The following is a 20,027-nucleotide window of genomic DNA, read 5'->3' as shown; positions in this document are numbered from 1 at the left end:
ATAAATAATGGTGGGCATTCCTATTTGGTTACAACGTAGTCTATTTCTTTTATTCTTGGGATTACCTTTTAGCAGCTATGGTGAAAAATCCGAAGATATTTTTGAAAAAGATCCAGAAGAAAAAGTAGAAGCAAATACTACTTTTTTTATAACACCAAATGATGTAAAACAAAATCATAGGCAGTATCACCCTATTGATCGATCAATAAGAAGGATGGATCGTTTTACTGTTGTAGAACAGTACAATTATAATCTCCAGAATCTTGGGAATAATTGGACAGCTGCTCAGTATACATTCTATACTTTACCAAAACGTATAGGTGCAACCTATGGCCTAACGGTATATGACTTTTACTTTAAAGATCCTAGAGATATATGCTATTACTACACCTCCTCAAAAGCATATGCACACTTTAGCATTGTTCTGGCAAATTTAGGAAGCTTTGTTTTTGACAGTTGCTATACACATCGTTTGTTAGAGAATTGGCAGGTAGGCATACATGTACGCAGTGCAATGACAGAAAACGAGTGGCCTCATAGTAAAGATGATAAAATTGTTGATGCCCTCCCACATGTTGATATTTTCACCCATTTTAACGCTCTAGATGCACGTTACTACCTATTCACCAGTTTTTCTAATATGCGATATGTGACTACAGAAACAGGAGGTGTACGTTCTTCCAACAAAAATGAAGCATTCGCATTTGGGCAACAAGATCCGGCTCGACGTTATAAATCCTCTTTTTCCCTATTGAAAGAGGAATATATGAAGAATAAAATTCCAAAAGAGAACCAGGTTGTTCATAAAGACCATAGACGTAATTTTTACATCTATCACCATTATGAATTTAGTGAACAATTTCAATTATATCATGAGCTTGATTATAATCGTAAAAACAGTTTGCTTAAGATTAAATCAACAAGTGATGACCTACATAGCTTTATAGCCGATCCAAATAATATTACCGAAAACCAAATAAATAAAAAACAGCCGGAAAAAAGTAGTGTAATCATACACGCTCTTGGTAATGAATTAGGCATAAAAGGAGACATCGCCTACTTACAACTATTTTATAGTTTATATTATAGACTAGAAAATATTCGTTTAACATATGATTTTTCTAACGGACAAACCGATAACATACCAGATCCCACGATAATCCGTTTGATCAATAGAAAAGAAAAAAGCACAATGGACCCATCTATTATGGGAAATATATATGAAAATGAGCACTATATAGGATTTAAAACTCGATTTAATTGCAGTAAGGACAAAGATACACCCCATAAGGTAAACGTATATGGTGAATGTTTGCCTGAACAAATTTCCAAATGGTATTATAAATTAGGTATAGCCTACGAAAATAGGTTTATTAAAGTTAGCTACCATGCTATAAAACACAAAACGCCCTATATACTAAAGTATGGATATAGCCGCTATCGTAAATGGAATAATAATTTTTCGCCGCCACATGCCAAACAGGTTACTGCAGAAGTAGATTATGATTTATCTTTTGTTAGAATGAATCCTATGCTATCTTTTAGCAGAATGTATAATTATATTTACTACAGTAAATCAAATATACCTACTATAAGTGACCATTGTATTTCCAAGCCCATGCAAGCTTCTACTCCTGTTAATCTATTTGCTTATGGTGGAAACTTGGACTTTTGCTTTTTTTCTTACTTTCATTTAGATCATTCAATTACCTTCTTCAAGGACATTAGTAGCAAAACCCATTTTTTTAGAGGATATATGCCACCTTGGATGTATACAGGAAGATATTACTATGCACATCAGCCATTTAATAAGAAATTAGATATAGAAACAGGTATCAATCTGCACTTTAAAGAGCTCTATTATGCAGACGGCTACGACATAATTGCACGACAATTTTTTAGACAGAATCAGTTCGTTGTACAAGGTAAAACGATTATTGATCTTTTCGTTAACTTTAGAATTAGCAACTTAAAAATTTCTATAAAATATAGTTTTATTAATGATGAGCTTATGAAACCCAAAGCTTACTTTACAACACCATTCTATCCTGGACAAAAAAAGGCAGCAGATATAGGAATACATTGGTCTTTTTTTGATTAAGTGCAGCATTCGGTATGATCACTTGTTGAAAATAATCTAGTAGTAGTTTACTATATGACGAAACAAACCATCGATTCGAATCATTTTAATTGATTTTCAAATATATAGATTGGGTAATAAGTTATGGAGCATAAAAATTTGATTAGGTTTTTGGTAAAAAAGTATAGCTGCCCTTTAAAATGTTTTGAAGAAATAAAGGGCAAGCCCCGATTTTCTATTTCAGGTAGTCTGGTACGTACGCAATAAATCTACTGAATTTCAGTTCTACTCGTGCTTCACGAACATCTCTATCTTTTGAATTGAAATATTGGCTGAATATTAAGAAATTTTAGTAAATTTGCTTGATATAACTGGTGAGTTACTTCCTGCTTTTTGGTAGAACTAAACAAATTTTCAAATTCCAAAGATGGAGTGCACATATCTATTGCTAACTCTCCCTTGTTATTATAAATAACTTGCTTTGCTCCTGCTTTTAATAATATTCGAATGATTTCTATATTATCTTTACCAGCTGCTATATGAAGAGGGGTATTTCTTTGTTTATCAGTCAAATCTGTATTAATTGATTCAATAGACAACAATATTTCAACTGTGTCTTTTTTCCCTTGTTTTACTGCCATATGCAGAAGCGTATCTTGTTCATTATTTATTCTTATATTCGGATTAATATCTTTATGTGATAATATTTCCTTAACTATTTTTGAATAAATAATGTAAAGATCTTGTAAATAAATCTCTTTAAAATTGTCACTAGATATCTTATATGATTTCAGATATTTAATTACTTCTCTTATTTCTTTAAGTACTACCGAATCGTCTTTTTCAATATTATTACAATGACCATTAGATGTGTAATTTGATTTATAGTCAATAATTAATTGCAGTACTACTAAATAATGGTCTGTTGCAAGCATCTGTTTTAACAATCGTATAATATCATTATGATCATAATTGCCATTTTTTGATTTATGTGATAATACTATGCTATCTGCTAATGTTTTATAATCATGTTTTTTTATTCTATCTAGTATAGATAATAATGGAAAAGAGTCTGTTTTTGTCTTTTTAACTATGATGATTTTATGTTCATTCTGTTTTTTTAGATTAACTATCCGTTCTTTTTGTTTAATTATCGGTTTTTTTAGCTTAACTGAAAGAGTACTTGATTGATTACAACTAACAGTACATGCATATAACACAACCGCAATAATGTTATATAAAAAACTCCTTGTTGTCATAAATGTAGAATCGAGAATACAATTTTTCAGTTTTGACGCTTTTGATTGTCCATTTTTAAATACAAAAATATCATTTTTTTACGAAAAACAAACCTAAAAGTGTCATAAGTAAGCCAAATCAGAACTTCACTTGGGTGACTCACAGAACCGTAGAGGAGATTCTTATCTCATCTGTGTTCTTGGCACACTAAAACCACTACCAAACTTTTTATTTTCCTGGAGAATTAAATTATTTTTTGTTATACTTACCTATTACAATAATTTTTACGAATCATTTATAATTAGGCTATCATGACACTTGAAACATAATCCAAATGCGTATAGCTATAGTAGGTGGGGGCTTCGCTGGATTAGCTACAAGCTATCATCTTCTAGAAAAAGATCGTAGCCTTCAGATAAAATTGTTCGAAAAAAATAGAATAGGAGCAGGTGCATCAGGAGCTGCTGCTGGATTATTACATGGTTATGTTGGGAACCTTGAACAACCACATTGGAAAGAATATGAAGGCATTCAATTTGCTAAAAAACTACTCAAGCTAGCTGCTCAAGCTATTGGAAAAGACACATATATAGCTAATGGAGTGGTACGCTGCATTATGCACCAAAAAGAAATTCAAACATTTAAAAAAATATGTCAAAATGACCCTAGTGTGTTCTGGTGGGAAGAAAAATATACAGCATCACGCATTGGCATTGCTAAACCATCTATTTTTATTTCTGAAGGTTTTAGTGTGTATTCAGATATTTATCTACAAGGGCTTTGGCTTTTGTGTCAACGCAATGGAGCTGAACTCGTATCAAAAGATTTCGGTCCAGAGGACTATGCATACTTTGATATAGTAATTTTTTGCTGTGGTGCTGAACTTCCTAAACTATATCCTAACCTAAAATTAGTTTTAAAAAGGGGTGAAGTATTATTATGTGAAAAACAACTTAAGTATGGCATTATTGGTAACGGTTATTTTAGTTTAAGTGCAGATCCTAACCTATGTTATATAGGCTCAACTTCTAGAGAAAATTTAGAAGAAATTTCGCTAGAAGAGGCTACCAACCTTATTTTGAGTAAAACCAACGTGTGGTTTAGAACAAATACTAAAATACTTGGTTATAAATCAGGTATACGGGTACATCGTAGTTCAGGTATACTCTATCCAATGATTGGGCAATTAGATCATAAAATATGGTGTTTTACAGCACTCGGTTCACGTGGATTAATGTATCATGGGTATCTTGGTGCTATGTTAGCACGTGCTGTACTACATCAAAAACCTGAACTCATTCCAAATGAGTTAGGTATTTATTAATTTTGTGTATTATCAACATTATTGACATAACTTCTTCAGAAACTGTTCCTCATATTTCTTTAAAGCACAATATCAACCACTTTAAACAACGTTTTAATACATTAGAAACCAAATACAAAACTTCAAAGCAAACGCATAAAAAGAGGATGTCTTAGCTATTTTGGTTCAAAAAATGCCTACTAAGAGATATTAGCACTGTTTTCTATTAGATCTGTACAGATCTAATAGAAAGATGCATGTGTTTTAATTTGATTTTCAATAGACCTATATGCCATAACATAATGGGAATCCTTACTTAATTGACCATCTACAACCTGTATGGCATGCATAACAGTTGTATGATCTCTTCCCCCAAAATATTCACCTATAGATTTTAAAGAATGAGCCGTATATTTTTTGGCAAGATGCATGCCAATCTGTCGAGCTCCTACTATCTCTTTTTTACGTGATTTCCCTTTTAAATTGTCTAATGAAATATTAAAATGAGCAGCAACTTGTTGTTGCAGCAATTCAATAGTAGTTTTAGTAGTAGCATGATGTTGTACAATATGCTTTAAAACCTGCTTAGCAAGTTCTATATTGATATCTTTCTTAGCCAATGAGGCGTGTGCTATAATGGAAATAAGCACCCCTTCTAGTTCCCGAACATTTGTGTCAACATGTTTAGCAATATATTCAATCAGATTTTCAGGAAAGTTTATCCCATCAGCGGCAATTTTACTATGTATAATAGCAATCCGAGTTTCAAAATCAGGACGTTGTAAATCTGCTGTTAAGCCCCACTTAAATCGTGATAACAAACGCTCTTGAAGTCCTTTTAAGTCACGAGGAGCACAGTCGCTTGTAATTACGATTTGCTTTTTAAATTGATGCAAGTGATTAAAAATATGGAAAAATATTTCTTGTGTTTTTTCTTTACCAGATAAAAACTGTATGTCATCTAAAAAAAGTAGATCTGTAGCTAAATACTGTTCTGTAAAAGACTTAACATTATTGTTACGCAATGCCTCTATAAATTGTGTAGTAAACTTTTCAGAAGAAATATATATTATCCTTTTATTTGGGGAGGCAACTCTAACAGCATTACCAATAGCTTGTGATATATGTGTTTTTCCTAAACCTACCCCTCCATAAAGCATAAGTGGATTAAAAGCAGTACCTCCTGGATTACTAGCAACAGCTTGTGCAGCAGATTTTGCTAGCTGATTGCAACTACCTTCCACTAAGTTATCAAACAAATAATTTGGGTTTAGGGGAAAAAAATTATTCCCATAGTTAGATGTTTTTTCAGCAGGTATGGCTCCGCTGAAAGCTGGTCCTGGATAAGTAGGTAAATTTATGGTTAATGGCTTCTGTTTTTTGTTTCCTTGATCGATTACAACAGCGTATTCTAATCTTCCATTAGGGCCTATTTCTTGCTGAACTGCTTGCTTAAGTAAAGAAAAGTAATGTTCTTCAAGCCACTCATAAAAAAATTGACTAGGAACTTGAATGGTTAACACGCTATCTTTAAAATCTTTGGCTAAGATAGGCGCAAACCAAGTTTTATAGGTTTGCTCGCTTATTTGGCCTCGAATATACAGAAGACATTTATCCCAAACAATCTTACTCTTATTATGCATGAATGATCACTTTTTGACTCGATTTTATCGAAAAATTTATTTCTATAGAAAAGAATTGAGCATTTTGTCCATACCTTTATACACCATTTATACCCTGTAATCCTAAACGCTTGAAGCTACTATTTATGAAGTTATGCTATTGTAAGGAGTAACTTTTTCCCAAAAATCAGATCACTTCTTGATCAAAAAGACAAGCAAAACGCTTTTCATGACGTTTTTCTCTATTTATTTAAAACTATAGCTTTTTATAAGGTTAAATACCTAACCTAATAATTAGTATAACTGAAGAATGGTTTCGATTATATCGATGAAAACATTCTCATCTATTCTATCTGGTTCCTTCCCAAAAGGAGGACAATATACGAAGTATATACCTGATTGTCTAATAAAAACCACGACTTCCTATTAAAAACACCTGGGGTTTTATTGTCTACTATTAGATCGCTGATACATACAAAACATAAAGAATTATCTTATTTAGTTTGTTTTATGTTGCATAACAATTTTTTTAAATAAAAATATCCATAAGCTACGAGCTACTGTATGGCATATTTATTTTAAAACTATTATCTATAATCCTCTTTTGACATTCAGATTTAATTCTTTTATAGCTAAAAATAAATATAAGTTGCACATGAGCAAAATCATTTTATGAAAGCATTGAATCAAATTCTAGTATTTTTTAGATACCTCCTCTCTACGCTTAGTCTCTTCTTCTTGTCTGTCCTAGAAATCGCAAAAGGAAAAGGAAAAGGTTCAAGAAGTTAAGATAGAGCGAAAAGGCGCCCATAACTGCAATTTTTTCAGATACATTTGATCCTTGAAATTGATAATATAGGGCTTTTAATTTCTGAGTATCATATGCAACAAATCCAATAAATATAATAACGCCCACGAAACTAATTACAAAATCAATCACTTCACTACCAAAAAAAATATTTATCAAAGAGCTTAAAATGAGGCCCCAAAGCCCCATCCTACAAAAGGATCCAATAGAACTTAAGTCACGATTGGTTGTATATCCATATATACTCATAGTTCCAAAGGTAATAGCTGTAATGAGAAAAGTTTTGTGAATAGAATCAATAGTATAAACAAAAGCTAATGAAGAGAGAGAGATTCCCGTTAATGCAGCATGAACAGCTAAAAGTATTCTCGAATTTGCTATAGAACTACTATAAAAATTCCTTCCCAGATATCCTGAAATAATTAAAGGGGCAAAAAGCACTATATAGCCAAGCATTGTAAGCCCTATAGCATTGCCAAAAATATCAAATGTAAAAAGTAAGCTCTTCAGTGGTGAAAAAACCAAAGTAACAGCAGCAGCTATCGCGGCTATTAAAAGCGAACAGGCCACATAAGCATATACTTTTACCATATATTGTTGAAGTCCATTATCGATAACTTTTCGAGAAGCTCCATAAGCTTTTACGTAATCGTTCATGATTTTTCTATTTTTAATTTATTAATATTTTAGAAGATGTACTCCATTGAAGGTAAGAAATAATATGTTGCTGTGCAACACCATATATCTTTTAATGTTTTTCTAAATTCTTTGGCTTATTCTTATGAGCACCAAATAGAGAGAAATGCATATAACGCGATGGGTTTTTTCTAAGATCAAATAACAGTGTGTTTAAGTTCTTTGCACTGGAATTAAGGTTTTTATAGAGTTCCTGATCATGCATTAATAACCCCAAAGTTCCATTATTGTGAGAAATGTCTCTCAATAAGTTTTCCATATCACTCAGTACGCGCACCATTCTACAAGACACATCTTTAATAGGCATAGCTTCAATTTCAGAAAGAATCCTATGCATAGGAGGAAGTAGGCTAGGAATACCTTTTGAGGAGTCAGCTAATGGAGTAGAAATATGAATAACGTTTTTTGTAATGATGGTTAGATCATTTTCAAGCACATTAATCGTATTAGCTAGAGAATGCGTTGTTTTATGAATAGTTTCTAAAATTATGTTAACACTCTCAGAAGTTTTTATGAGATTGTTCGTAATAATAGAAATCTGTGTCGTCATTGCTTTTAGATCGACACTATCACTAAAATCAGGATGTAGTTCTCCGACAATAATATCCTTTCTTGTTAGGGGCCTACCATCATACAACTCAATTTCTAAAATATTCCCTTCCATTACACCAGCACTATTAAGCATTACTTTAGACTTATCTGTCAAAGAGAACTGTTTGTCTACTTCAATGGTAACAAGGGTACTGTAATTAGCATTCGGGAGAATTTCTATTTTGGTAATCATTCCCACAACATGGCCCTTGAGTTTTACTGGAGCAGAAACCGGTAAATTCCTATTTACAGGATAGGAAACTTGATATGCATTGTATTTGGAAAACACATTGCGTCCCTTTAAAAACCAAAGGCCATAATAAAAAATAACCATACAACATATGGTTAGGAATCCTATCTTATAGCTCTTATTTATCTGCATATTCAACATACTATATTATTGATGAAATATTTAACCTATAACACACTATTTCAAATCATTCATTTACAATTAAGTAGCAGTACAGTTTTTTGCAACCAATTTTGCAAATTATTTGTAGCAATATACTACTTTTTCTTAAAAACCACCTGGATAGGCACTCCTTCAAACCCAAAGTGGATTCTTAACTGATTTTCTAAATAACTTTTGTAATTGGGTTGGATGTATTGTGGATGGTTACAAAAAAAGGCAAATGTAGGTGCATTACCAGTAACTTGGGTACAATACTTAATCTTAATATGTTTGCCTTTAACTGCAGGGGGATGCGTGTTTGCAACAATAGGCAGCATGATTTTATTCAAATCAGAAGTAGAAATTTTTTTTATTTTATTCTGATAAACAGCTATCGACTTTTCTATTGTTTGATAAATTCTTTGCTTTTTTAAGGTAGAAACAAACATAATTGGCAGGTAGTCAAGTGGTGCTAGCTTACGTAGTAAATGTTTTCTGTAATTATTGGCAGTCATTGTATCTTTATCGATCAAATCCCACTTATTAACAATTAAAACCATTCCTTTTTTATAGCGTTGTGCTAGTGAAATTAAAGAAATATCTTGTGCTTCTATCCCATATTGGGCATCTATCATAATCAAACAAATATCTGCATCTTGCATGGCCTTTACTGCACGCAATACAGAATAAAACTCGATGGCATCCTGTACTTTTGATTTTTTACGAATTCCAGCTGTATCGGTAAGAATAAACTTTTTATTGTATCGATTATATGCTATGTCTACTGCATCTCTAGTGGTTCCCGCTACAGAACTCACCATGCTTCTTTTTTCATCTAATAATGTATTCAAAAAAGATGATTTCCCTACATTTGGACGTCCTAAAATGGTTATTCTCGGAACTTCAGGCGATTGCTGTATGTGCTCTGTAGCTATTTCTTCTTTTAAATAAGGCAATAAAGCATCTAAAAGCTCACCTGTTCCAGATCCATTTATGGCTGCTATTGGGAATGGGTCACCAATACCTAAAGCATAAAAGCTAGGTGCAACCATAGTTGTTGTTAAACTTTCAGACTTATTAGCTACTAACAAAATAGGCTTATTAACCTTTCGCAATACATTGGCAAACTCTTTATCTAAATCTGTTAGACCATCTTTGCAATCTACCATAAAGAGAACCACATTAGCTTCATTAAGGGCAAGCTGAATTTGCTCACGAATACCTTCTTCAAAAATGTCATTTGTGCCATGAATATATCCCCCAGTATCAATAACAGTAAAATACCTGTTACTCCATTGAGCATAGCCATAATGGCGATCACGCGTAGTATTGATAGATCCATCCATGATGGCTTTGCGCTCTTCAATCAATCTATTAAATAACGTAGATTTTCCAACATTAGACCTACCTACAATTGCAACAACATTTGCCATAAATTAAATTTATAAAGAATTAGCATCCTATCACTAGTATCGAAAAACATCATGGAATAAACAACAAGTAATCCTAAGATCAATCACTTATGCAAAAACAGTAGCGAAGTAAACTTGTAGAAGTTAATACATGAACAGGGAAATATAAAATTCTTTAACCAGAAAAACAAAATTTTTTGCTAAAAAGCACCGAAATTGAGGGCATACTGGGGATATAATTGATGTGGAAGCCCATTTACTTAAACAAATATTTTTCTTTAGTTCTTAATTATTTTGAACATTTTTTTTGATCCATACAAAAAAATATCGAAATTAAAATTGTGCTGAACTGAAGAAGATTAAAATGCCCAAAGTAGTGGGCAATCAAATACGTAAACCAATACCTTAAAATTGAATCAACTTTGCTACAGATAGAACAACTCCAAGATAATAAAAAAGTTTTTTTTATATCGGACTTACATTTACCTATCCAAGCAAGTGGCAGTAGCATTGCTACATATCAAGAGGATAAAATAGTAAATTGGCTTGATTATATCAAACCACAGGCGCAGGCATTATTTTTATTAGGAGACGTTTTTAATTTTTGGTTTGAGTATAAATACCTTATTCCAAGAGGATGCTTAAAATTCCAAGCAAAGCTTTTAGAATTTTATAAAGAAGACATTTTTGTATACTTTTTTGTTGGTAATAGAGATTGTTGGTCTATAGATTATTTAACGCAAACATGTGGTGTCCAAATATTACACCATCCCCAATCTATTATGATTTCTAATCAATCGTTTTTTATAGGACATGGCGATACTATTGGGGTTAGCAGCAGGTATAAAATGATACGTAAGTTATACAATAATAGTTTATTGCTCCCAATTGTAAGAGCCATACCTGCTGATTGGCTCTATGGTGCAATGTGCTTTTTTTTGAAAAAAAAAACATATACTATAAAGGATAATTCGTTTTTCATAGAAAATGACCGTATATTTCGATATTGTAGAGATAACATAGAACCCATTATGCATCATGATTTTTATATATTTGGCCATACACATGCTCCATTTATAGAGCAGATCAATGAGGCAAGCAGTTACTGCAATACTGGAGATTGGATCTCAAACTATACATATGGCTGTTTTGATGGATTCAAAATCTCATTGTGCAAATTTTAAAATAACCGATTAAGTGTATCGCTTTTATTTTCTTAAAATTGTTATTGTAAATATTTTTTATCATTACTCCATTCACCAATCTGTTTGATATATAGTATATAGTATATGGGCTTAATTAGTTACTTTTATAAAGACATTGCCGTCGATTTAGGAACGGCCAATACCTTAATCATACTTAATGATAAAATTGTTATAGATGAACCATCTATTATTGCAATAGATAGAAATACCAATAAGATGATTGCAGTAGGCAAAGCTGCTATGCAAATGCATGAGAAAACGCATGATAATATCAAAACCATTAGGCCACTTAAGGATGGTGTGATTGCAGATTTCCATGCAGCAGAGTTGATGATTCAAGGTATGATAAGGATGCTCAACAAGCAAAAGATAAATTTTGTTTCCCCATTCTTTAACAAAATCGTAGTTTGCATCCCATCTGGAACAACCGATGTTGAAAAAAGAGCAGTTAGAGATTCCGCTGCTCATACAGGTGCTAGAGAGGTTTTTATGATCTATGAACCGATTGCTGCTGCTATAGGCATAGGAGTGAATATTGCAGATCCTATTGGTTGTATGATCGTTGACATTGGAGGTGGAACCACTGAAATAGCTGTTATAGCTCTAGCCGGTATTGCATGTGACCAATCTATAAAAATAGCAGGCAATGCTTTTAATAATGATATATTAGATTACATGCGCAAGCAACATAACTTGCTTATCGGTGAACGTACGGCTGAACAAATTAAAATAGCTATAGGAGCAGTTTGGCCAGATTTACCAGAACCACCAGCTGACTATGAAGTGCATGGAAAAGATCTTATGACAGGCATTCCAAAAATTATATCTATTAATTACAGAGAGATAGCCGGTGCATTGGAAGAGTCCGCTGTAAAAATCGATAATGCAGTACTTAAAGCATTAGAAATGGCTCCGCCTGAATTAGCGTCTGATATATATAAAAATGGCATCCATCTAACAGGTGGAGGGGCTTTATTACGTGGTTTAGATAAACGACTACATCATATAACCAAACTCCCTGTTTATGTTGCAGGAGAACCATTACAAGCTGTTGTACGTGGGACTGCGGTTGCACTAAAAAATATTGAAGCTTACCGTGGTGTGCTAATGGTTTAGGAGTAAGCTGCTAATAAAATTAGGAGATGATTAAATTATATGATACTAAATTGCCCAAATCAGTTTTTATATTTTTGTTTTGGAAGTGAGTATTATATAGAAAATATTAGAAGACATATTATCATACTTGCTCCTATTAACCTTGTAAAGCCTACGTCTATTTAGACATATAAATGATATCTTATAGAGCATAAAAAAGCTCTAATAACTTAATTCATTTTTAGTTAAAAATAGACTAATTTTGCTTTATAATAAAAAACATGCAATCTTAGTATAACCATACATAATAGATAATGCTTATGAAAGATATTATAAGTTTTGATTACGCTATCAAGTATCTTCTAAAAGATAAAAATGACTACGATATAGTAGAAGGATTTATTTCAGCTATTATTGGTTCTCAGGGATATAAGCCAGTTAAAATTAAATCCTTACTAGAAAGTGAAAGTAATAGAGAAAGCAAATTGTTAAAACGCAGTATTGCAGATGCTATCGTAGAAGATGAACAAGGTAACAATTATATCATAGAAATTGATCGTTCCTATACCAAATCATTTTTACATAAGGCTTGTTTTAATACCTCCCATCTTATTGTGGATCATCTTGGATCCAATCAAAAATTCTTAGAAATAAAGAAGGTGTTTCATATCAATCTATTATACTTTTCATTTAAAGACATTAAATCCCCGCTTCATCATGGTAAAGTAGTATTTCATGAAATAGACAAGGATCATCCCATAGACATGCATTTCATGGACAGAGGCATGTGCACTTTTGATGCCTATAATATTTTCCCTGAATACTTTGTGATATCTATACCCCTTTTTGATGATGTTATAAAACAGGAACTGGATGAATGGCTATATGTAATGAAGCATTCTAAAGTAGAAGAAGACTTTAAATCACCTTATATGCAAAAAGTAGCAGAGCGTCTTAATGTATTAAAGATGTCAGATGAAGAACTGGAAAGATATAACGCTTATATGCATGCTGTAATGAAAGAACATGATTATTTAGTCTCTGCAGAAGCAAAAGGTAAGGAAGAAGGAGAAAAGATTGGTTTAGAAAAAGGGAAAATAGAAGGTAAAATAGAAGAACGTTATACTACTGCCTTAAAGATGCTACAATTAAATATAGATATAGATACCATAGCAGATATTACTACACTTTCTAAAGAGGAAATTATATCTATTGTTAAAGAAAACAACTTAAAAGGGGCAATCTGATTGTGTTTTACAAGGATTTTAATCTGACATTTCAACTAAAAAATCTCAATCCTTAACGCAGAATGTCGGAAACATAAGGTTACAGGTTAGTTTCGAAAGACTCGACTCGAAATCTTACCCATCAAGTATATAATACAAACTCAAGATGAAGCTTGTTCAGTGATGTAAATAATTCATTATGTAACTGTACACGGTATTGTTTAGAAAATGTGGGAATGGATATTTGCGCTTCATCGTCTATGATGGATATTTTTACAAAAGCCCTACCTGGATACTGTTTTATACAAGTTTCTAATTCGTTTACTAATGGCTCGTTTATATTACGTTGCTCCAACTTTAGATGAATTCCTTTAGCCATTTTTTCTCGTATACCTTCCAGTAGGTTAATCATTTGTGGTCTAAATTCAAGTATCTCTTTATTGTTATAACGCATTCCAACATTTCCTGTTAAAAACAGTAGCTTTCCTGTTTCTAATAAATGTTTATGTTTTAAAAAGTCTTCCCCAAAAAGAGAAAACTTTAGAGATCCATGATAATCATCTAGTGTTAATAATGCAAAATAATTCCCTTTGCTATTTTGTTTTATGATACACTCTGTGAGCATACCTGCTATGGTTGCTTCTCTACGGCTAGAGGACAATATATTTTGCGTATGTACATTACAGAAACTTTCAATATCCTTTTTAAAAGAATCTAACGGATGTCCAGAAATATAAAACCCAACCAGCTCTTTTTCAATACATAACTGTTCCAATAATGTATAAGGAATGCACTCAGCTGGTTCTGGCTTTTTAATTTGGCTATATGAACTGGAACCAAAGAGAGACTGAACTGCTTCTGCACGTTCTTTTTTAATTTGATGCCCATAGTTTATAACTTTTTCTATAAAGCTTCCTCCATTTCTAGGCTCTTCATAGACATATTGTTTTCTATGTATGTCTTTAAAAACATCAAATGCACCAGAGAGCGCAAGGCATTCCATAGTTTTCTTGTTTACCATTTTTAATGGTATAGATTCTACAAAATCAAAAATGTCATTAAAACGACCTTTTTGTTTTCTAGCCTCTATAATAGTCGTAACTGCAGCATCACCAGCTCCTTTAATAGCACTTAGCCCAAACCGGATTTCTTTATCTGTATTTGCACTAAAATTCACCTGGCTTTCATTTATATCAGGCCCTAATATAGCGAGTCCTTGCTGACGACTCTCTTCCATAAAGAAAGAAATTTTATCAATATCTCCATGGTTATTTGTTAATACAGCAGCCATATATTCTGTAGGGTAATTGGCTTTTAAATAGGCAGTTTGGTAAGCGATTAAAGAATAGGCTGCTGCATGAGAACGATTAAATCCATATTGCGCAAACTTTTCCATTATATCAAAAATAGCTAATGCTTTTTCTTTAGAAATATCATGTTTTTTAGCTGCTCCTGCTACAAAAATACCCCGTTGCATAGCCATCTCTTCTGCCTTTTTTTTACCCATAGCTCTGCGTAGTAAATCAGCTCCACCTAGCGTATAACCAGCCATTTCTTGTGCTGTTTGTATGATTTGTTCTTGATAAACCATAATGCCATAGGTGGGCTTTAATATGGATTCTAAGAGTGGATGGGGATACTCAATAGACTCTACACCATGTTTTCGGGCAATAAAGTTAGGAATAAATTGCATCGGACCTGGCCTATAAAGCGCATTCATCGCAATAAGTTCTTCCATAGTATTGGGTTGTAGCTTAATCAACCATTGCCGCATACCTTCTGACTCAAACTGAAAGGTTCCTTTTGTATTGCCCGTTTGATAGAGATAAAATGTAGCAGGATCATCTAAAGGAATCTTATCTATATCTATAACAATATCCCAATTCTGATACACTAAGTGTATGGTCTCTTTGATGATGCTCAGGGTTTTTAAACCCAAAAAATCCATTTTGAGCATACCCATGTCTTCCAATACAGAACCATCATATTGGGTCACTAAAAGGTCAGAGTTTTTATCTGTTTTAACAGGAATATAATCCAATAAATCGTTGGGGGCAATAATAATTCCTGCTGCATGAATTCCAGTATGACGTACAGCACCTTCTAGTGTCTCAGCTAAAGCGAGTGTTTTCCCTTCTACTGTATCGATAGCTCTTTTTATTTCAGCAAGCTCGGGTACCTCCTCAAAGGCTTCTGCTAATGTAATACCTATTTTATCTGGAATAAGTTTTGCTATATAATTGGCTCTTGCTAACGGGATACCCAACACACGTGCTACATCACGGATAGAAGATTTAGCAGCCATGCTACCAAAAGTAATAATAGAAGCTACTTGATTTTTTCCATATTTTTTTACCACATAATCAATTACTTTTTTTCTCCCTTCATCATCAAAATCAATGTCTATGTCAGGCATGGACACCCGTTCTGGGTTTAAGAAACGTTCAAAAAGTAGTTGATACCGTATAGGATCTACTTTTGTAATGCCTATGCAAAAAGCCACTAAAGAGCCTGCTACAGATCCCCTTCCAGGACCTACTATAACATTCAATTTTGCAGCTGCATCAATAAAATCTTGGACAATAAGAAAATAACCAGCAAAACCTGTTTGGGTAATTACTACTAATTCATAATTTAGTCGGCTTTCTATTTCTGCAGAAATAGTGCCGAATTTAGCAATAGCTCCAGAAAAAGCTAAATGTCGTAAATAGGCATTTGCATCTGTAAAACCATCTGGTAATTTAAAAATAGGTAAAAGTACATCTCTAGTTAAGGAGGGTGTTTCTACTTTTTCTGCTAATCCTATTGTATTCGTGAGTGCATCTGGTATATCTGCAAAAAGTAGTGCCATCTCCTCTGGAGACTTTAAAAAGAATTGGTTATTACTAAACCGCATCCGATTGGGATCATTATAATCTTTTCCAGTCTGTAGGCATAGTAAAACATCTTGGGCCAGGCTATCTTGTTGTGTAACATAATGCACGTCATTGGTAGCAATAATTTTTACATTGTATTTTTTAGCCCAATGGAGTAGCACTGCATTACAAATATCTTGTTCTTCAATACCATGTCTTTGAATTTCGATATAATAATCGTCTCCAAACAGTTCTAACCATTCTAGAAAGAGCTTTTCTGCTATGGTTTCACCATGTCGGATAATTGTTCTAGGAATCTCTGCACCTAGGCAACAGGTGGTAGCTATTAATCCTTCTTTATGTTTTCGTAGTAAAGTCTTATCGATTCTTGGCTTATAATAATATCCTTCTAAAAACCCTAGGGAGCAGAGCTTACTAATATTCTGGTAGCCTACAGCATTTTTTGCCAGTAGTAATTGATGATAGCGTGTTTTATCTTTATGATCGTGCATATTGGGTGCCATATAGAATTCACACCCGATTATAGGTTTTACACCTTCCTTTGCTGCAGCAGCTACAAAATGAGGAACTCCAAACATGTTGCCATGATCTGTTATAGCTAACATATTCATGCCCAACTGTTTATTAGCAGCTATTAATTGCTGTACCTTAGCAGCACCATCCAGTAAAGAATATTCTGTATGACAATGTAAATGGCAAAAATTGTGCATGGTTGCGTTGCTGGATAGGGTTTATCGCTGTTGTTGTTTTGGAAAACAAATTTTTCGCTAAAAAGAACAGATAATTTCTATTATCTACAATAGATATCATGCCTTATAATTGTCGTATACATGGAGGTTCAAGCTAAATGCGTTTTTGCATTACCAGCCTGAAACATATTTTCATATATTTTATGATGGGCATCATTATATGCATCATCATTATTGATTAAATCAGGCGTTTTTAAATCAGAGACCGCATTAAATAGCTCTAAATCAAGCACTTCGCCACGTAATACAACATCAGAATACTGAATAGCAACCTTAAGTATATCATAGAGACTTCCAGAAGATAGTAATGTAGCATCTTTATCTGAAATGCCTAATTTAATAATTTTTGCTGCTAAAAGAGGGAAATGCTGTGAAAAAGTATTATTATAAATGGTAGTAATAATTTTAGCCTTTTCAAAGAGGATATTGTTACTGTACAACTTCTTCCAAAAAAGAGGTATTAGGCTTGTAATCCAGTCATGACAATGTACAATATCTGCTTCCCATTCTAACTTTTTAAGTGTTCCCATAACACCCATGCAGAAAAAAATCATACGTATGTCATTGTCTTCAAAAAAGATATTGTTATTATCGTTGAAAACGGATCTTCTTCCACTAAATAGACTTTCGTTATCTATGAAATAGACTTGTAAACGCGTATTAGGTATACTACTTACTTTTACAGAAATAGTATGGCCTATATCATCTATAGAGACAATAGAGCCTGATAGCCGCAGTACTTCATGTAATCGATTTACTCGGTTATGAATAGTTCCAAATTTAGGTACCATAACACGCACATCAATTTGCTTGTTTTGCATCGCTTCAAGCAAATTACGTACACAACTTGATACAATAGAATTTTCCAAAAAAGGAGATATTTCACTTGCAATGTATAGTATCCTTTGTAGAGGCATAATATCAAAGATACTTTTGAGCATTGTATAAAACATAATGCCTTGAATACAAAACAAGGCACATTCCAAAGATATGAAAAAAATATGAGTTTTAAAAGAGTATATTACAAGAATGACTGAAGGGGTTAATTGTCTATTTCGTCATAGGATCAGTCGTTTGGTTCGAAAAACTTGTTGCTTTTCAAAACAATTAAAAAATCACACAAATGCAATTAATGATAGTAATTGCTAGTATTAATAAAGGAAATGCTTGGGCAACTTAGCATCATATATTTATTTAAACTACCACCAAAAATTTAGCCATTACTTGCATAATAATTTTATAATTACTATAATTCAATATGAGCGTTAAGAATTCCATAGGAAACGAATGTCTTCATTGTAAAGTAATCTCCCCTAAATAACTCCTGTTTAAAAAAAGGATGCTTTAGGCATGAATACCTCATTGTTACACATTCTCTCCTATGTAATTCTATTTTCACAAGGTGATGGCTTAAAGTTAAAGGCTTAAATAAATATGTGATGATATAATTAATTGATATCGAACATATTTATTTATACTTACTAAAAAAAACAATCAATTATGTTTAAACAAATACGTTGCAAGAAATTTGCACACATACAAGAATAATGTAAATATTAAGAATAATATGCATAAAAAACAAAATTACAGCACTTATTTTCAATATAAACGTAAGAAAGCTACTTAGCCTATCTAGGCATCATATATTTTTTAATTCACTATCAAATAGTATTATCTGGTGAAATAGATCTTCGAAAAGATTATCGCAGCAATAGTATACTATACATCAAAAAAACAATTTATGTTTATGATTAATACAAAATATATATCCCTTATAGGCATTTTATGCCTTGGATCTAATTGTGGAAATGATTCTGGTAAAGGAAAAACAACTGGTAACATTCTAGCTAATAAAAATGATTCTAGTGACATTCTAGCTGGCAAAATCAAGCCTAGTTATGACAAAGGATGCAAGCAGCATAGTTGCTTACCATTAAATTTATCAGAAGGTAATATATCTAATGAATCATATTTAGATAATACATCTTTTAATGCTACTAATAAATCATATTCAAATGAAATATCTCTACAAAAAAAGAATAGGCCAAATGGTTGCCTTACAGATGAATTATGCGAGGCTATTAAAAATAATGATTTAAACCTAGTAGAATCATTATTAGATGCTGGAGCTGATTTAAATAAAAATGCTGAAGCACTACTCACTGCTATTGAAAATAATAATCCAGAAATAACTCGGTTACTGCTTGAGGCTGGAGCCAATCCAAATATTCCGGATGAAAATGGATATTATCCGCTTGATGCAGCTATTGACGTGAATAATAAAGCACTTGTTACATTGTTGCTTAAGGCTGGAGCTCATATTAGATTCTGTGGAACACATAATTATAAATTATATTATAATTTGATGGATATAGATATAGATAAATCCATCTTAGAAATACTCTTAATACATCTTGGTCGTTGTGGCGAAAAAGATTATGAAGGCTTAAGTCCATTGCATTGGGCTGCTAAGGATGGATATACCGGTGTTATTCGTGACTTGATGGATAGCGGTCAATCATTAAACTATGATGAAGTAGATCCAGTATATAACTTCACGCCTCTGCATTATGCATCTCGTAAAGGCAATAAAAAAATCGTTGAAATGTTACTAGCTCAAGGCGCAAATAGAACAGCACAGGACTTTCGCAAAGTATTGAATAATTGATATTTTTGTAGTTATAGTTACTAACTTCAAATTATTGTACTCAACGATGAAAGTTACTACGCAACT

13 protein-coding genes are annotated in these 20,027 nt (G+C 32.7%); 6 read left to right on the top strand and 7 right to left on the bottom strand.

What is annotated here, in order from left to right:
• Nucleotides 1–7 precede the first annotated feature (7 nt).
• Complete coding sequence (locus CCPUN_RS00070) at nucleotides 8–2,101, top strand: putative porin (protein ID WP_133281554.1); 2,094 nt, start codon at nucleotides 8–10, stop codon at nucleotides 2,099–2,101.
• A 287-nt stretch (nucleotides 2,102–2,388) separates the two neighbouring features.
• On the opposite strand, the gene CCPUN_RS00065 is transcribed toward CCPUN_RS00070, so the two are convergent.
• A complete protein-coding gene (locus CCPUN_RS00065) occupies nucleotides 2,389–3,339 on the bottom strand; it encodes an ankyrin repeat domain-containing protein (protein ID WP_133281553.1) in 951 nt (316 codons plus the stop codon).
• Nucleotides 3,340–3,653: 314 nt separating this feature from the next.
• Between CCPUN_RS00065 and CCPUN_RS00060 the strand changes: the two genes are divergently transcribed.
• Nucleotides 3,654–4,643 (top strand): FAD-dependent oxidoreductase, encoded by a 990-nt coding sequence (locus tag CCPUN_RS00060; RefSeq protein ID WP_133281552.1) that lies wholly within the window; start codon nucleotides 3,654–3,656, stop codon nucleotides 4,641–4,643.
• A 221-nt stretch (nucleotides 4,644–4,864) separates the two neighbouring features.
• Here CCPUN_RS00060 and dnaA read toward each other — a convergent pair whose 3' ends face one another.
• From dnaA to der, 4 genes are all read right to left on the bottom strand, one after another.
• Nucleotides 4,865–6,265, bottom strand: a complete 1,401-nt coding sequence (dnaA, locus tag CCPUN_RS00055) for a chromosomal replication initiator protein DnaA (protein WP_133281551.1) — start codon at nucleotides 6,263–6,265, stop codon at nucleotides 4,865–4,867.
• Nucleotides 6,266–6,968: 703 nt separating this feature from the next.
• A complete protein-coding gene (locus CCPUN_RS00050; RefSeq protein WP_133281550.1) occupies nucleotides 6,969–7,709 on the bottom strand; it encodes a Bax inhibitor-1/YccA family protein in 741 nt (246 codons plus the stop codon).
• Between the two features lie 91 nt (nucleotides 7,710–7,800).
• Nucleotides 7,801–8,721: an MlaD family protein gene (locus CCPUN_RS00045; protein ID WP_204594620.1), complete on the bottom strand. Its 921-nt coding sequence runs from the start codon at nucleotides 8,719–8,721 to the stop codon at nucleotides 7,801–7,803.
• A gap of 125 nt (nucleotides 8,722–8,846) precedes the next feature.
• On the bottom strand, nucleotides 8,847–10,163 hold the full coding sequence (gene der, locus CCPUN_RS00040) for a ribosome biogenesis GTPase Der (protein WP_133281548.1): 1,317 nt from the start codon (nucleotides 10,161–10,163) through the stop codon (nucleotides 8,847–8,849).
• Nucleotides 10,164–10,564: 401 nt separating this feature from the next.
• Here der and CCPUN_RS00035 point away from each other — a divergent pair, with 401 nt between their 5' ends.
• From CCPUN_RS00035 to CCPUN_RS00025, 3 genes are all read left to right on the top strand, one after another.
• A complete protein-coding gene (locus CCPUN_RS00035; protein WP_165941859.1) occupies nucleotides 10,565–11,326 on the top strand; it encodes a UDP-2,3-diacylglucosamine diphosphatase in 762 nt (253 codons plus the stop codon).
• Between the two features lie 105 nt (nucleotides 11,327–11,431).
• On the top strand, nucleotides 11,432–12,463 hold the full coding sequence (locus CCPUN_RS00030) for a rod shape-determining protein (RefSeq protein WP_133281546.1): 1,032 nt from the start codon (nucleotides 11,432–11,434) through the stop codon (nucleotides 12,461–12,463).
• Between the two features lie 299 nt (nucleotides 12,464–12,762).
• On the top strand, nucleotides 12,763–13,689 hold the full coding sequence (locus CCPUN_RS00025; RefSeq protein WP_133281545.1) for an Rpn family recombination-promoting nuclease/putative transposase: 927 nt from the start codon (nucleotides 12,763–12,765) through the stop codon (nucleotides 13,687–13,689).
• Nucleotides 13,690–13,810: 121 nt separating this feature from the next.
• Here CCPUN_RS00025 and dnaE read toward each other — a convergent pair whose 3' ends face one another.
• A complete protein-coding gene (gene dnaE, locus CCPUN_RS00020; protein WP_133281544.1) occupies nucleotides 13,811–17,254 on the bottom strand; it encodes a DNA polymerase III subunit alpha in 3,444 nt (1,147 codons plus the stop codon).
• A gap of 128 nt (nucleotides 17,255–17,382) precedes the next feature.
• Entirely contained in the window at nucleotides 17,383–18,234 is an 852-nt protein-coding gene (locus tag CCPUN_RS00015) for a glycogen/starch synthase (protein WP_165941858.1), read from the bottom strand.
• An 806-nt stretch (nucleotides 18,235–19,040) separates the two neighbouring features.
• On the opposite strand from CCPUN_RS00015, the gene CCPUN_RS00005 reads away from it, so the two are divergent.
• A complete protein-coding gene (locus tag CCPUN_RS00005) occupies nucleotides 19,041–19,961 on the top strand; it encodes an ankyrin repeat domain-containing protein (protein ID WP_165941857.1) in 921 nt (306 codons plus the stop codon).
• Nucleotides 19,962–20,027: the final 66 nt, after the last annotated feature.

Origin of the sequence: Cardinium endosymbiont of Culicoides punctatus (genome assembly GCF_004354815.1) — a bacterium.
Taxonomy (GTDB): domain Bacteria; phylum Bacteroidota; class Bacteroidia; order Cytophagales; family Amoebophilaceae; genus Cardinium.
This window is presented reverse-complemented; position numbering and strand designations above follow the sequence as displayed.

What these genes read in the sequence shown, in the direction of transcription:
- CCPUN_RS00065 (WP_133281553.1), bottom strand. Translation starts at nt 3,339, where the DNA reads ATGACAACAAGGAGTTTTTTATATAACATTATTGCGGTTGTGTTATAT.
- dnaA (WP_133281551.1), bottom strand. Translation starts at nt 6,265, where the DNA reads ATGCATAATAAGAGTAAGATTGTTTGGGATAAATGTCTTCTGTATATT.
- dnaE (WP_133281544.1), bottom strand. Translation starts at nt 17,254, where the DNA reads ATGCACAATTTTTGCCATTTACATTGTCATACAGAATATTCTTTACTG.
- CCPUN_RS00045 (WP_204594620.1), bottom strand. Translation starts at nt 8,721, where the DNA reads ATGCAGATAAATAAGAGCTATAAGATAGGATTCCTAACCATATGTTGT.
- CCPUN_RS00005 (WP_165941857.1), top strand. Translation starts at nt 19,041, where the DNA reads ATGATTAATACAAAATATATATCCCTTATAGGCATTTTATGCCTTGGA.
- CCPUN_RS00070 (WP_133281554.1), top strand. Translation starts at nt 8, where the DNA reads ATGGTGGGCATTCCTATTTGGTTACAACGTAGTCTATTTCTTTTATTC.
- CCPUN_RS00025 (WP_133281545.1), top strand. Translation starts at nt 12,763, where the DNA reads ATGAAAGATATTATAAGTTTTGATTACGCTATCAAGTATCTTCTAAAA.
- CCPUN_RS00015 (WP_165941858.1), bottom strand. Translation starts at nt 18,234, where the DNA reads ATGCTCAAAAGTATCTTTGATATTATGCCTCTACAAAGGATACTATAC.
- der (WP_133281548.1), bottom strand. Translation starts at nt 10,163, where the DNA reads ATGGCAAATGTTGTTGCAATTGTAGGTAGGTCTAATGTTGGAAAATCT.
- CCPUN_RS00030 (WP_133281546.1), top strand. Translation starts at nt 11,432, where the DNA reads ATGGGCTTAATTAGTTACTTTTATAAAGACATTGCCGTCGATTTAGGA.
- CCPUN_RS00050 (WP_133281550.1), bottom strand. Translation starts at nt 7,709, where the DNA reads ATGAACGATTACGTAAAAGCTTATGGAGCTTCTCGAAAAGTTATCGAT.
- CCPUN_RS00060 (WP_133281552.1), top strand. Translation starts at nt 3,654, where the DNA reads ATGCGTATAGCTATAGTAGGTGGGGGCTTCGCTGGATTAGCTACAAGC.